Origin of the sequence: Amycolatopsis balhimycina FH 1894 (assembly GCF_000384295.1) — a bacterium.
GTDB lineage: Bacteria > Actinomycetota > Actinomycetes > Mycobacteriales > Pseudonocardiaceae > Amycolatopsis > Amycolatopsis balhimycina.
The window spans coordinates 1,839,634-1,852,120 of the sequence record NZ_KB913037.1 but is presented as its reverse complement, the minus strand read 5'-3'; the positions used below and the strand labels follow the sequence as shown (position 1 = coordinate 1,852,120).

The following is a 12,487-nucleotide window of genomic DNA, read 5'->3' as shown; positions in this document are numbered from 1 at the left end:
CGCAACTGTGGCCGGCGGTCTTGTCGTCACGAATTTCGGCCCCGCCCGGGAGGTGATCTTCACGTCTTCCGCACCAGCAAGATCAGCGCGCGGCGCAGCCGCCAAAAGTGAGTACCGACTGGCACGCTGACCGGGTGCCCGCACATCACGAGCTGATTCGTCCAGCCCAGCCTGAGGACGCCGAGCGTGTCTGGCCCCTTGTCCGAGAATTCGCCACGTCATTCACCCCAGAGCGGACGGCGTTCGACCCGGCTTGGCAACAGGCGGTGGTCGCTGCCCACACGCTGGTGCTCGTCGCGGAGACCGGCGACGGCGACATCATCGGCTACCTCCTCGGCAACAGCCACCAAACGTTCTTCGCGAACGGATCCGTGGCCTGGGTCGAGGAACTGATGGTCGAACGCGGCCACCGACGCTCGGGCGTCGGCCGTCGGCTCATGGAACACGCCGAGGACTGGGCGCGGTCGATTGACGCCGCCTATCTCGCTCTCGCCAGTCGACGAGCAGGACACTTCTATCTCGCCCTCGGCTACGAAGACTCCGCGGTCTTCTACAAGAACACCCTGCGCTCGCGCTGAACGGACCCGTCGTTGCGCCCAAGTCCTCTATGGACTGTGTCGGGGCGACGCCTCACGCCGGCATGCGCAGCTCCGCGGCCCGTGGATCGCCGAGCGTCTCGAAGATTCCGGCGGCGCTCTCCCGGAAGCCGCGGGCCGCTTCGGTGTTGCCGAGAGCGTCGTGGACGTCGGCCAGTCGCACGAGCGTGACCGCTTCGCTTTGGCGGTCACCGGATTCGCGGCCGAGCTCCAGTGCCCGCGTGAGATTGCCGAGCGCCTCGCCGTGACGGCCCAGTCCGGCGCAGGCCGCGCCGAGATGGCTCAGCGTGAGACCCTCGCCGTGCCGATGGTCGATCTCCCGGCACAGGCTCAGCACGCGCAGGAAGTACGCCCTCGCCGTGTCGTAGGCGTGCAGCCCCAGATAGGCCTCACCAAGGTTGCCGAGCGCGACGCCCTCGATGTACGGGTTGCTGTACTCACGGACGACGGCCAACGCCCGCGCTGAGTGGTCGGCCGACTCCGTGAACCGGCCCAGCCCAAGGTAGGTGTCGCCGAGATTCGCCAGCGTGCTGCCCTCGCCCCAGCGATCCCCCGCCGCCCGGAACAGTTCACCCGCCCGGTGGAAGTGACCGATCGCCTCGTCGAAACGTCGCTGGGCCGCGAATGCGACGGCCAGCCCGTTCAGCATCCGAGCTCGCGCGCCGTCCGACCGCGCCGCGTCGAGACCCACCTGATGTGCGGCGGTGCCATCGGCCCAGTGCTTACGCATGAAGTAGAAACTCCACAGGTTGTTGGGCAGCTGCCACGCGGCGTCGAGCCCGAGTTCCGCGGCAAGCTCGGCGATCGCCGTCAGGCACGGACGCTCGGCTTCGCACCACGCCAGCGCGGCGTCGAAGCTGTCGAAGACGAGCGGGTGCTCGGGTCCGGCCGCTCCGTCGACGAGGGCACGCCCACGGCCGGGGTGGAGGAGGTGATCGGCCGCGGCGGCCGTGTGCAGGTAGAACCCGACGAGCCGGCGCCGCGCCGCGGGTCCTTCGGGATCGGTGGCCGCCTGCTCGCGCGCGTACGCCTTGAGGAGGTCGTGGGACGCGAAGCGATCGCGGCCGACGTGCTCGATCAGATGCGCGTCAACGAGACCGTCGAGCAGGCCGGCCGCCGCCGTGGGGCTGGTGCCGGCCAGCGCGGCCGCGGCGTGCGTGCCGATGTCCGGGCCGGGGTGCACGCCGAGCAGTCGGAACATCCTCGCCTGCGCGGCGGGAAGGGCGTCACAGGACCAGGAAAACACGGTTCGAACATTCGTGCACCGGTCCCCGTTCGAGCTGAGCGGCGTCAGTCGCGACGCCTGCCCGGCCAGTTCCGCCGCCACCTCGGCCAGCCGCAGCCGCGGCCGCGAGGCGGCCCGCTGACCGGCCAGCCGCAACGCCAGCGGCAGCCGCGCGCACAGCCTCGCCATTTCCACGACGGCCTCGGGCTCGGCGTCCGCCCGCTCAGTGCCGACGATCGCCCGCAGGAACGCCACGGCCTCGTCGAGGGGCAGCAGGTCCACGCTCACCTTCGCCGCGGCGAGCCCGGTCAACGCGGTCCGGCTGGTGACGATGACCGAGCAGGTCAGCGCGCCCGGCAACAGCGGCCGGACCTGCTCCGCGCTGGACGCGTTGTCCAGCAGCACCAGCATCCGCTTGCCGTCGGTGAGCGACCGGAACAGCGCGGCCCGGTCGTCGCGCTTCGGCGGGATCTTCGCCGCGGGCACGTCCAGCGCGCGCAGGAAGCCGTCCAGCACGTCGCCGGAGTCCGCGGGCTTGCCGGGATCGTAGCCACGCAAGTTGGCGTACAGCTGGCCATCCGGGAACCGCTCCCGCAGCTCGCGTGCCCAGACAAGCGCCAGCGTGGTCTTCCCGACGCCCGCCGTCCCGTCGATCGCGATGAGGTTCTGCGTCAGGTTCCGCAGCCGGGCGAGGTCGCCGATCCTGCCGGTGAAGTCGCCGGGCACCGCGGTCAGCTGGCGGGGCACCGGCAATCCCGGCGCCGAGGAGGCGGCCGGCACGTCCGACGCTGCCGGCGCCTTCGCGGCCCGCCGCGGTACGAGCGCGCGCAACGCCTCTTGCTGGACGGGATCCAGGCCCAGCGCCGCGGCGAGCGCGTTGACCGTGTGCGGATACGGCCGCATGCGCTCCCCGCGCTCCAGCGCGCTGATCGCGTTGGTGCTCAGGCCCGCCTTTTCCGCCAGTTGCTCCTGGGTCAGCCGCGCGGTCTCCCGCAGGCCGCGCAGCACGGAGCCGAACCGTTCCACCACAGAGGCCTCCCCCCGGTTGCCAGTCCACCCATTGCACCGCACACGGTCCGAAATGTGTAGGTGCCTGTGTGTGGTCTCTTCCCACAGAGCACCCGATGCTTTCGGTGATACATCCACCATCGAAGGGGAGCGATATATGGGCAGGATCGTCAAGGGAGCGCTCGCGGTGGCGGCGGTGACCGCCGGACTGGCCGTCGGCGTCCCCTCCACGGCGTCCGCGACACAGGAATTCGTCACGCCGATGTACGGGATGAGCTGTTCGACCGGCGTCTCCGGCTCGCTGGGGAGCTACTGGGGCTCCGCGACCTGCACCACTCCGGCGTTCGCCAAGTGGAAGGTCCGCGTGAGCTGTTCGTTCGGGTTTACCACGGACAGCGTGTACATCATCACCGACTGGACCGACGGCGCGAAGACGCTCTACCCGCCGTCCAGCTGCTACTGGGGTGTGAACTCGGTCCAGGTCGTCGAAAGCGCGTAGCACGAAGCGGCCGCGTTTCCTTCAAATCCGCGGCCTCAACGGCAATTCCCGCACCAGCGGGACCTGAATGGAGAGGAATCCCCATGAAAAGAGTTGTGTTGCGGCCCGCACTCGCGGCCAGTGCGGTACTGCTCGGGCTGGCCGTCGCCGCGGCCCCGGCATCGGCGAGCGAAGTCACCCCAGCGGCCGAAAAGGCGACCGTGAGCCAGCCGGCGACCGTCAACGCCGTCTGGCGAGCCGCCTACTGGAACTACTACGACTGTGACGTGGCCGGGTTCACCGGCGTCTACTACGGCTGGTGGCAAGGCTATTTCTGCAACTACCGGCCCGGCAGCTCACCCGCCATCTGGGATCTCTACGCGTAAGAGGTGTGCCTCCCCGGCGCAGCAGAACCGCGTCGAAGTCCGTACGGGATGTGGACGAACGGCCCGTCAGTCATCCCGTACGGACAGGGAGCCTGTGCTTGTGGGACGCGAGTGACTGGTGGTGCGTCGCGTAGTACTCGGCGGCCGAGAGCTGACAGCGGGTGTCGAGCATGCAGGTGAGCAGCCGCTGCGCTGCAACCGTCACCGCAGATCCGGCACCTCGGCCTGGCCGGTCGCGACCAAGTGCCCATTCAGCGGCGGCGGGCAGCGGGAGCTCGGGAACTGCTCGCGGCCGGGCTGCCGAGTGCTGCTGCCCGTCGTAGGCTGGGTTGCGTGACTGATTCGCATCGCAGCCAGTTGCAGGTGACCCGGTTGCCGGGTCAGGCCGGGCTGCGGGTGATCGGCGACGTTGACCTGAGCACCCGCGACACCTGGCGGTCCGCGCTGGACTCCGCGCTCCCGAGCGTTGCACCTGCCCTGCTGGATTTGTCCGATTTGTCGTTCATCGATGCCCGTGGCACCGCCATGCTGGTCGCCGCAGCCCAACACCGGACGGCCGAGGCGCCTCTCACACTCCTCCGCCCACCGGCGGTCTTGCGTAGGATGTTGACATTGCTGTACCCCGCCGAACCGGTGAAGTTCGTGATCGAAGAACTGGAAGCCTCGTGAGCGCGCCCGTCCAGGCGCGCGTTGCCGAACCGTTCGTCCATCCCGCCCTCTTCTACCGGGATGCCGAGGAGTATCTCGCCGGCACCGTCCCGTTCGTCCGGTCCGGCCTCGCCGCGGGCGAGCCGGTCGCCGTCGCGGTCCCCGAGGCCAATCTCGCGCTGCTGCGCGCCGAACTCGGCGCCGACGCCGACCGGGTTCAGCTGATGGACATGGGTACGGCCGGGCGAAACCCCGGACGGATCATCCCCGGCGTGCTGCGCGCGTTCGCCGACACCTGCCCCGACCGGCCGGTCCGGATCATCGGCGAACCGATCTGGCCGGACCGCAGCGCCCACGAATACCCCGCCTGCGTTCAGCACGAAGCGCTGATCAATCTGGCCTTCACCGGCCGGGACGTCACCATCCTCTGCCCGTACGACATGAACCTGTCCTCGGCGGTGCTGGCCGACGCCGAGGCGACCCATCCGCTGCTCATCGACAGCACCGGCCGGCGAGCCAGCACCGCCTACGACCCCGAGACGATCATCGCCGGCTACAACCTGTCACTGCCCGCACCGGCCGACGCCGCCGAACTCACCGTCGAGGCCACCAATCTCGCCCAAGCCCGCAACTTCGCCCGCACCCACGCGCGTCACGCGGGCTTGTCCGAGGACCAGGTCGTCGATGCGGAACTGGTCGTCACCGAACTGGTCACCAACAGCATCGACCACGGTGGCGGCTCCGGGCAGCTGCGGATCTGGACTGCCGACGGGCATCTGGTGTGCCAGGTTGACGACCACGGCACCCTGACCGACCCCCTGGCCGGACGGCACCCGGTGGCACCGGAGCAACACCGCAACCGCGGCCTGTTGCTGGTCAATCACATGTCCGACCTGGTCCGCCTGCACACCAGCACCGCGGGCACGACCATCCGCGTCCACTTCCGGCTATGACCACCGCCTGGCCGGCCGCGGCCGGGGAGCCGTTTGTGGAGCGGCCCACCGGGTACGCGGACCTGGTGGGCAACGTCTTCACGGAGAATCCGGCCGGTGCGTGGTAGCCACGCGGGCGGGGCTGCCGCGCCGTGGGTCATCGACCTGCGCGGCACCGACCCCTCCGCCCTGGCCGGGGTCCGCCGGTGGGCAGCCCGCACCGTGCCGCATCTCGGTGCCGACCACCTGAATGACGTGCAGATCGTGATCGGCGAACTGGTCGCCAACGCCTACCTCCACGGCGGCGGACCGGTCCGGGCCCGGCTGACCGCCCTGACCACGCCGTGCCGCGTGGTCATCGAAGTCGAAGACCACTGGGCGGCCCACCCGCTGCAGCGCACACCGCGACCGGGTCTGTACGACGCGCGCGGGCATGGCATGTTCCTGGTCCACGAGCTCGCCGACACGTGGGGCGTGCACGAGATCCCAGATTCCGGCGGGAAAACCGTGTGGGCGCGGCTCTCCTGCGGCAACCATGCCCGAGCGCCCTGCCCCTGACAACGAGAGGCTCGACCATCCCGTCGAAACGACTACCGACTCATCCCGGGCCACGGGTTTGCGGAGAATCTTCGGCCACATAGTCCCCGTGAGCTCACCCACGACGTAGCCGGCGGCGGCGCCCCGCATTCGAGGGCCACTCGCCGGCCGAGGTATCCGGTCAGGAGTCAGACATAGCGTCGGCGACCGCCGAGTACACGTTCAGGGCGTCGTCGAGGCCGGTGATGCTGATTGCTCGTCGGGGCGTCCCGGTCGCCACGACCCGCAGAGCGGTTCCGCGGTCGGCGTCACGCCGGGCCTTGACCAGGACCGTCAAGCCTACCGAGGCGAGAAAGTCCACCGCGGTGAAGTCGATGACCAGCAGGCTCGGCCGGGCCGTCAGAGCCTCGGCCAGCGCGCCTCGAGCCGAGGCGCGGTGACCAGGTCCACCGCGCCTGCGGCGCGACCACGATAGCCCCGTCGACCTGCCGGACCGTCACCGGCAACGGCCCCTGGGCCGCGGGAAGGTCCGTCGGCTGGGAATCAGGAGGAGTCACGGGCCCATTCTGCCTCGCTTCGAGCATGTGCACAGGTCAACGGCGAAGGCCGCCGCTACTGCGTCAGTGGGCGACCGCGCCGGCCGCGGGCTGAGACGTCGGAGTGCCTGTCAGATAATAGAAATGGGCTTGCGACGGTATGGCTCCTCGAGCCTTGAAGATACTTTCAAGGTCACGCATTCCCAGCGTGTGGTTGCCGGGTCTTGTGGGTACTCCTACGCCGAGGAGGCTCCCATGACGGTCCGGCCGCGAGACGTGGTCGTCGTCGGCGCGTCGGCCGGCGGTGTCGAAGCCCTGCGAGCGACGGCCGCCCAGCTGCCCGCCGACCTGCCGGCCGCCGTTCTCGTGGCGCTCCACATGCCCGCCGGGGGCACCAGCGCCCTGCCCGCGATCCTCGACCGAGCGGGGCCCCTGCCGGCCCAAGCCGCGCGCAATGGCGAACCGATGGAACACGGGCGCGTTTACGTCGCCCCACCGGACCACCACCTGCTGGTGTCCGACGGCACCGTCGCCCTGTCCCACGGGCCCACCGAGAACGGCCACCGCCCCGCGATCAACGCCTTGTTCCGCTCGGCGGCGGTCGCGCGGGGCGCCTCGGTGACCGGAGTGCTGCTGAGCGGGGTGCTGGACGACGGGGTGGCGGGACTGCAGGCGATCGCCGGACAGGGCGGCCGGGTGGTGGTCCAGGATCCGCGGGACGCGCTGTACCCCGCCATGCCGGAGAAGGCGCTGCGGGCGCTCACCCCCGACCACGTGGTGGCGGCGTCCGAGATCGGCGAAGTGCTCGCCAAAGTCACCCTCGAGCTGGTCGAGGCGGATTCCGGGCCCGCGCCGGAGCCGCTGCGGTGGGAGAACGAAATCGCGAGCGCGGGACGCGTCGGAGTGGGAGTGGGTGCCATGGGGAAACCCTCGGAGTTCGCGTGCCCGGACTGTCACGGCGTGCTGGCCGACATCGACCACGGCGTCCGCTACCGCTGCCGGGTCGGGCACGCCTGGACCGCCGAAGCGCTGGTCGCTGCCCAGGGGGACACTGTCGAGCGCGCTCTGTGGACTGGCATGCGTGCCCTCGAGGAGAAGGCTTCGCTGTGCCGCCGGCTGGCGGCGCTGGCCCGCGAACGCCGCAACGACCTGATCGCGGGGCGGTACGAAGCCCAGGCGCGGGAGACGATCGAGGCCGCGGAGGTGCTGCGCCGCCAGATGGTCGGTCGCGGCTGAGGGCACCGCGTCCGGCCGGAAGTGCTCCGGCGGCCGCGGTGCGCGCGGCGAATGCCTCGATTCCTGCTCGAAGCACACCGCAATTTCGCCTCCGTCGCGTGAATCGGCTTCGGTGTGGTTTCCTTGGACAGGAATCGAGCCGGTTCCGCGGTGCTCGCCCGGCACCGGTATCCGGCCCGGGACAGGATGGCGCGGCATGGCCTCGCGCGAAAGCTTCCGGCAGGCGGCGGCGAAGATTCTGTCGGTCAAGCGGGCCGAGGTGCGGCCGGATCTGCTGGTCATCAGCGCCGCAGGCGAGATCGATGCCTTGTCGGTGCGGTTGCTGCAGCATGCCACGTGGCAAGATCTGGCCCCGGTCACCGTGCTGGACCTGTCCCGGGTGACCTTCCTCGGCGCGGTCGGCATGCGGGCGCTGGGACAGGTGGCGCAGCGCGCCCACGTCGAGGGACGGCGGCTCTGCTTCGTCATCCCGGCTCATCCGGTGTCGGTGGTGCTGCTGACGTTCTGGACCGACGCCCGCGTCTTCCTCTACCCGACACTGGCCGAAGCGCTGGAGGCGAACCCGGCCCGACCGGACTGAGCGCGGGAGAATGGTTCCATGTCCTCCGAATCGGGCGCGTCGTCCGCGTTCACGATCGAGCGCGGGACGCCGCCGCCGTTCGGCGCGTTGCGGAGGTGGATTGCCCGCGTGCTGCCGCCGCTCGGCGCCAACCACCTCTGGGCGGTGCAGCTGGTGGTCACCGAGCTCGCCACGAACGCCTACGAGCACGGCGCCGGCCCGGTCAGGGTCACCTGGTCCGTCACGGACCGGCCGTGCTCGGTCCTGCTGGAAGTCCAGGACGACGGCGAAGACCGCCCGGTGGCCGGGCCGCCGGCTTCGGTTCGTCCCCGGGGCCGGGGACTGGTGCTGGTCGGGGACCTCTCGCGGGAATGGGGCGTCCGGCCCGAGGAACGCGGGAAGACGGTGTGGGCCAGGATCGATTGCGGAGCCCCGATGATCGACGCCTGCTCGGCGCGCGCTGAGCCGATCATCATGGATCCGGAACCGTGCTGAACCCGCTCAGCCGGTGGGCTGCTCCGGGCTGAGGACGGCCCAGACGACCTTGCCGCTCCTTCGAGGCTTCCCCGGACACGCGCGAAGACCGTCCGGCCGGGTCTCACGGCTGCCGCGGTGCGCGGGCGGGGCGCGGCGAGTGGCCGACGACTGGCCGGGCCCGCCGCCCGGAGCGCAGCGACGGACCTGTGGCGAGGTCGCTGTGGCCCTCAGGGGGTCTGCGGCGTTTCCTCCATCAGCAGGAGGGCGCCCTCGCTCTGGCCGTTCATGCCGCGCAGGGAGCTGCACATGAGCCGGACCACCGCGGGCCGGCCCCGGCGGTTGATCGCGTTGAGGACCAGTTCGGTGTGGAAGGCCGGGTCGGCGAGCGCGTCCCGCACCACCGGGCGCAGCTCGGCGAGCGGCAGCCCGATGTCGAGGTTGAGCAGGTGGGCGCCTTCGGCCTCCTCGCGCCGCACACCCCACAGGTCCTCCGCGCCGCGGTTCCAGGCCTTGATCCGCATCTCGGCGTCGACGACGACGATTCCGGCCTGGATCGACGTCAGCATGGACTCGAGGAAGTCGTTCAGCTCGTCGAGCTCGAGACTGCGGTCGCGCAGCGCGTCGTTGATGGTCTGGAGCTCGTCATTGGTCGACTGGAGCTCTTCGTTCATCGTCTCGAGCTCTTCGTTGGTGGACTGGAGCTCTTCGTTGGTCGTCTCCAGCTCCTCCACAGTGGACTGGAGCTCCTCGTTCGTGGTCTCGAGCTCTTCGTTGGTCGACTGCAGCTCCTCGTAGGCCGACTCGAGCTGGCGGTTGCTGTGCTCGAGCTCGGTCAGCAGCTGCCGCGCCCAGCTCACGTCGTGGAACACCACGGAGACCCCGAGGAGGCTCTTGTCCCGGTTCACCAGCGGATTGACGTGGACTTCGTACCACACGGTCTCGCCGGCGCGGCGCCATTCGACGTCCTTGATCCGCAGCGAGCGCCGTTCGAGCCGCGCCTGCTCGACGTACGCGCGCAGGGCGACCGGGCGGTAGGAGACGTCGAGATCCCACAGGGTGCGGCCGACGTCCCGGTCGGAGAGGGTGAACGCGATCTCGGCCTGCTGGTTGACCAGGGCGACCACCTCGTCGGCGGTGACCACCACCTGGGCGACCGGGCTCGCCGAGAACGCACTGTCCCGCAGTTCCTCCAACCCCGACATGTCGGTGGGCCGCCGGCTGGGCAGCCCGGTGGACACGAAGTGGTTGTACCCGGCCGTCGTGCCGGCGACCTTGCGGAACACCCGCCGCTTGAGGTCCAGCGGTTCGAAGATGCGGGTGTGGCTGAGCAGCATCTCGGCCTTGCCCAGGAAAAGCAGGCCGCGGGGCGCCAGCGCGAAGTGGAACCGTTCGAGGATCTTCGTCTGCGTCTCGGCGTTGAAGTACATCAGCGTGTTGCGGCAGACGAGCAGGTCGATCCGCGAGATCGGGGCGTCCTGCACCAGATCGTTGCGGCCGAAGATGACCGACCGGCGCAGGTCCTTCCGGAAGCAGTACCGGCTGCCCTGCAGCTCGAAGTACTCCTCGAGTTTCGCCTCGGGCAGGCCCTCGACTTCGGCGGGGGTGTACGCGGCGTGCCGCGCCTGGCCGAGGGCCTCCTCGTCGACGTCGGTGGCGTAAATCTTGACGCGCTGCCGGAACGCGTCGACGCCGATCGCGTCGGCGAACGCGATGGCGAGGCTGTAGGCCTCCTGGCCTCCCGCGCAGCCGGCACTCCACACCCGGATGGGCTCCTCGGGGCTGCGCTCGGCCAGCAGCGCCGGGATGACGTGCTCGCGCAGGAACTCCCACGCGTCGGGGTCGCGGAAGAAGCCGGTGACGTTGATCAGGATGGTGTTGAACAGGGCGGCGAACTCGTCCGAGTTGACCTGCAGCTGGTCGATGTAGTCGGCGTGGTTGTCGACGCCGACCTGGGTCATCCGGCGCTGGACCCGCCGGCGCAGGCTGCTGCGCTTGTAGCCGGTGAAGTCGAAACCCCGTGACTCCTTCAGGTAGGCGAGCACCGACTCGAACTCGTCATCTTCCAGACCGGGCTCCGTCACGCTCGGACACGTTACCCGCCGCCGCGCCCCCCGGCGTGCCGGGCCAACACGGCCCACACGACTTTACCGCCACCCCATGACCGGCTGCAGCCCCAGATCCGCGCCGTCTGGGCGACCAGCCGGAGGCCGAGGCCCGGTTCGAGTGCCCCGAGGCGTTCGCGCAGCACGGCGGGTCGCGGGTCGTCGTCGCTCACCGCCACGCTGAACACGCCGCGGCGCAGCTCCAGCCGCAGCAGCGGGGACGACTCCGTGTGCTGGACGGCGTTCTCGACCAGTTCGGTCGCGATCAGCTTGGCGTCCGCGGCGTACCCGGGCACCGCCCACTCCGCGCAGACCTCGCCGACGAACCGCCGTGCCGCCCTCGAGGCGGCCACCGAGGGAGCCAGCTGCCGCACGGCCCGGCGGCGCGGCACCCGGTCGCGAGCCGCTTCGGCGGTGGCCACGCCGGGGTGCACGGCGACGAACCGGTCGACCGCCTGCTCCTTCAGCCCGGCCCGGTGGCCGGCACGGTCGGAAACCAGGGCGAAGGAGACACCCGGCCAGTCGCTGATCCGCGTGGCGATCGCGGAGAACACGCTCAGCAGCTTGGCGTCCGTGACGTCGAGACCGCGGATGTCGGCGATCAGGCATCCGGGGGCATCCGTGGCGAACTTCAGGACGCCGTCCCGCAGCCGGGGATAGGTCGCCAGCGTCAACACGCCGGTCACGGTCACCACCGTCGACGTGGTCCGGAACTCCGGGACGAGCCGCACGCCGGTCATCGCTCCGCTCCCGTATCGGGACGGAGCGACTGCAGGAACCGGCGAAGAGTCCCAGCGGCGGCTGAGCATTCCCGCGCGGTGCCGGTGTAGCGGCGGACGATGTGGGCGTGCCCGCGGGCTTCGGCGTCCAGCTTCATCCGCTCGGCGATCTCGCCCCTTTCCTCGAGCGAGCGCACTGCCGTCCACAGGGCTCGTTCGAACTCGGCGCCGCGCGCCGCGAGCAGGGCTTCGGCCGTCCAGGCGTGGCCGATACGGCAGCGGTAGTGCCCCGGCTCGTCGCCGTTTTCGAGAAGCGCTCCGTGGCAGTCCGGGCAGGTGTATCCCGAAGCGGGCGCGTGCTCCGACAGCGGGCTCCGCCCGACTCCGTCCCGCGCGATCCGGTCATCGAGGAGCAAGGCCGGCGAGGGCGGTGGTACCGCGACCGGTTCCACCCGCTGCCGCACGAGCTGGTCGAGGACCTTGCCGAGCATCTCGGCCGGGTACACGTGCTCGGTCCGGACGCGGGCCAGCGCGCTTTCCGGCATGCCCGGATAGAGCGCGTCCGCCGGGTCCTGGACGACGGCGAGGCCACCGCGTTCGACGACCGTGCACAGGCCGCCGGCCCCGTCGTGCAGGGTCCCCGAAAGCACCACGCCGACCACCCGCGGGCCGGCCGCGAGCGCGGCCGAACGGAAGGTGGCGTTGACCGCCGGGCGGTGTCCGTTCTCGGTCGGGCCGCGCGTCAAGGTCACTGTGCCGTCATCGAGCAGCAGGTGGCGGTCGGGTGGCGCCACGTAGATGGTGCCAGGGGCCAGCGGCGCGCCGTCCGCGGCCGCCACCGCGCGCAGGCGGCCTGCCCGGCCGAGAATCTCCGGCAGGGCGGTGGGCGCGCCCGGGGCCAGGTGCAGCACCACGAGAACGGCGGCGGGAAAGTCGGCGGGCAGCTGCCGGACGACCCTGCCCAGGGCTTCCACCCCGCCCGCTGAGGCGCCGATCACCACCACGTCACGCTGGACGGCCACGGCTCACCTCCTGGTGCCTTTTCCAC

At 70.6% G+C, this 12,487-nt stretch carries 14 protein-coding genes; 9 read left to right on the top strand and 5 right to left on the bottom strand.

Going from position 1 to position 12,487, the window contains the following annotated elements; genetic code table 11:
- Positions 1–107 precede the first annotated feature (107 nt).
- The gene (locus A3CE_RS0107510) at positions 108–578 is read left to right on the top strand and encodes a GNAT family N-acetyltransferase (protein ID WP_211231814.1); all 471 of its coding nucleotides are present in this window, start codon (positions 108–110) and stop codon (positions 576–578) included.
- Between the two features lie 52 nt (positions 579–630).
- Here A3CE_RS0107510 and A3CE_RS0107505 read toward each other — a convergent pair whose 3' ends face one another.
- Positions 631–2,850 (bottom strand): ATP-binding protein, encoded by a 2,220-nt coding sequence (locus A3CE_RS0107505; RefSeq protein WP_020639458.1) that lies wholly within the window; start codon positions 2,848–2,850, stop codon positions 631–633.
- 136 nt (positions 2,851–2,986) lie between these two features.
- Here A3CE_RS0107505 and A3CE_RS0107495 point away from each other — a divergent pair, with 136 nt between their 5' ends.
- From A3CE_RS0107495 to A3CE_RS0107465, 5 genes are all read left to right on the top strand, one after another.
- On the top strand, positions 2,987–3,328 hold the full coding sequence (locus A3CE_RS0107495; RefSeq protein ID WP_020639457.1) for a hypothetical protein: 342 nt from the start codon (positions 2,987–2,989) through the stop codon (positions 3,326–3,328).
- Between the two features lie 83 nt (positions 3,329–3,411).
- A complete protein-coding gene (locus tag A3CE_RS0107490; RefSeq protein WP_125592237.1) occupies positions 3,412–3,693 on the top strand; it encodes a hypothetical protein in 282 nt (93 codons plus the stop codon).
- Positions 3,694–4,026: 333 nt separating this feature from the next.
- Positions 4,027–4,362: an STAS domain-containing protein gene (locus A3CE_RS0107480; RefSeq protein WP_020639454.1), complete on the top strand. Its 336-nt coding sequence runs from the start codon at positions 4,027–4,029 to the stop codon at positions 4,360–4,362.
- Entirely contained in the window at positions 4,359–5,294 is a 936-nt protein-coding gene (locus A3CE_RS0107475; protein WP_020639453.1) for a sensor histidine kinase, read from the top strand. Before A3CE_RS0107480 ends, A3CE_RS0107475 begins: the two co-directional genes overlap by 4 nt.
- A gap of 96 nt (positions 5,295–5,390) precedes the next feature.
- Entirely contained in the window at positions 5,391–5,831 is a 441-nt protein-coding gene (locus A3CE_RS0107465; protein ID WP_020639451.1) for an ATP-binding protein, read from the top strand.
- Positions 5,832–5,991: 160 nt separating this feature from the next.
- Here the strand turns inward: A3CE_RS0107465 and A3CE_RS59770 are convergent, their stop codons facing one another.
- Positions 5,992–6,213, bottom strand: a complete 222-nt coding sequence (locus tag A3CE_RS59770; protein WP_376741652.1) for an STAS domain-containing protein — start codon at positions 6,211–6,213, stop codon at positions 5,992–5,994.
- Between the two features lie 388 nt (positions 6,214–6,601).
- Between A3CE_RS59770 and A3CE_RS0107455 the strand changes: the two genes are divergently transcribed.
- The 3 genes from A3CE_RS0107455 to A3CE_RS50340 all read left to right on the top strand — a co-directional run bounded on the left by A3CE_RS0107455 (position 6,602) and on the right by A3CE_RS50340 (position 8,636).
- Complete coding sequence (locus tag A3CE_RS0107455; protein ID WP_020639449.1) at positions 6,602–7,582, top strand: chemotaxis protein CheB; 981 nt, start codon at positions 6,602–6,604, stop codon at positions 7,580–7,582.
- Positions 7,583–7,778: 196 nt separating this feature from the next.
- Entirely contained in the window at positions 7,779–8,162 is a 384-nt protein-coding gene (locus A3CE_RS0107450; protein ID WP_020639448.1) for an STAS domain-containing protein, read from the top strand.
- 18 nt (positions 8,163–8,180) lie between these two features.
- A complete protein-coding gene (locus tag A3CE_RS50340) occupies positions 8,181–8,636 on the top strand; it encodes an ATP-binding protein (RefSeq protein WP_020639447.1) in 456 nt (151 codons plus the stop codon).
- A gap of 209 nt (positions 8,637–8,845) precedes the next feature.
- On the opposite strand, the gene A3CE_RS0107440 is transcribed toward A3CE_RS50340, so the two are convergent.
- The 3 genes from A3CE_RS0107440 to A3CE_RS0107430 are packed head-to-tail and all read right to left on the bottom strand — an operon-like array spanning position 8,846 to position 12,461.
- Positions 8,846–10,699, bottom strand: coding sequence for a CheR family methyltransferase (locus tag A3CE_RS0107440; RefSeq protein WP_020639446.1), 1,854 nt, complete (start codon positions 10,697–10,699; stop codon positions 8,846–8,848).
- A gap of 11 nt (positions 10,700–10,710) precedes the next feature.
- Positions 10,711–11,460: an ATP-binding protein gene (locus A3CE_RS0107435; RefSeq protein WP_020639445.1), complete on the bottom strand. Its 750-nt coding sequence runs from the start codon at positions 11,458–11,460 to the stop codon at positions 10,711–10,713.
- Positions 11,457–12,461 (bottom strand): chemotaxis protein CheB, encoded by a 1,005-nt coding sequence (locus A3CE_RS0107430; RefSeq protein ID WP_020639444.1) that lies wholly within the window; start codon positions 12,459–12,461, stop codon positions 11,457–11,459. Before A3CE_RS0107430 ends, A3CE_RS0107435 begins: the two co-directional genes overlap by 4 nt.
- Between the last annotated feature and the right edge of the window lie 26 nt (positions 12,462–12,487).

Coding starts and splice junctions, on each gene's coding strand:
- A3CE_RS0107495 (WP_020639457.1), top strand. CDS start 2,987: ATGGGCAGGATCGTCAAGGGAGCGCTCGCGGTGGCGGCGGTGACCGCC.
- A3CE_RS0107490 (WP_125592237.1), top strand. CDS start 3,412: ATGAAAAGAGTTGTGTTGCGGCCCGCACTCGCGGCCAGTGCGGTACTG.
- A3CE_RS0107455 (WP_020639449.1), top strand. CDS start 6,602: ATGACGGTCCGGCCGCGAGACGTGGTCGTCGTCGGCGCGTCGGCCGGC.
- A3CE_RS0107450 (WP_020639448.1), top strand. CDS start 7,779: ATGGCCTCGCGCGAAAGCTTCCGGCAGGCGGCGGCGAAGATTCTGTCG.
- A3CE_RS50340 (WP_020639447.1), top strand. CDS start 8,181: ATGTCCTCCGAATCGGGCGCGTCGTCCGCGTTCACGATCGAGCGCGGG.
- A3CE_RS0107435 (WP_020639445.1), bottom strand. CDS start 11,460: ATGACCGGCGTGCGGCTCGTCCCGGAGTTCCGGACCACGTCGACGGTG.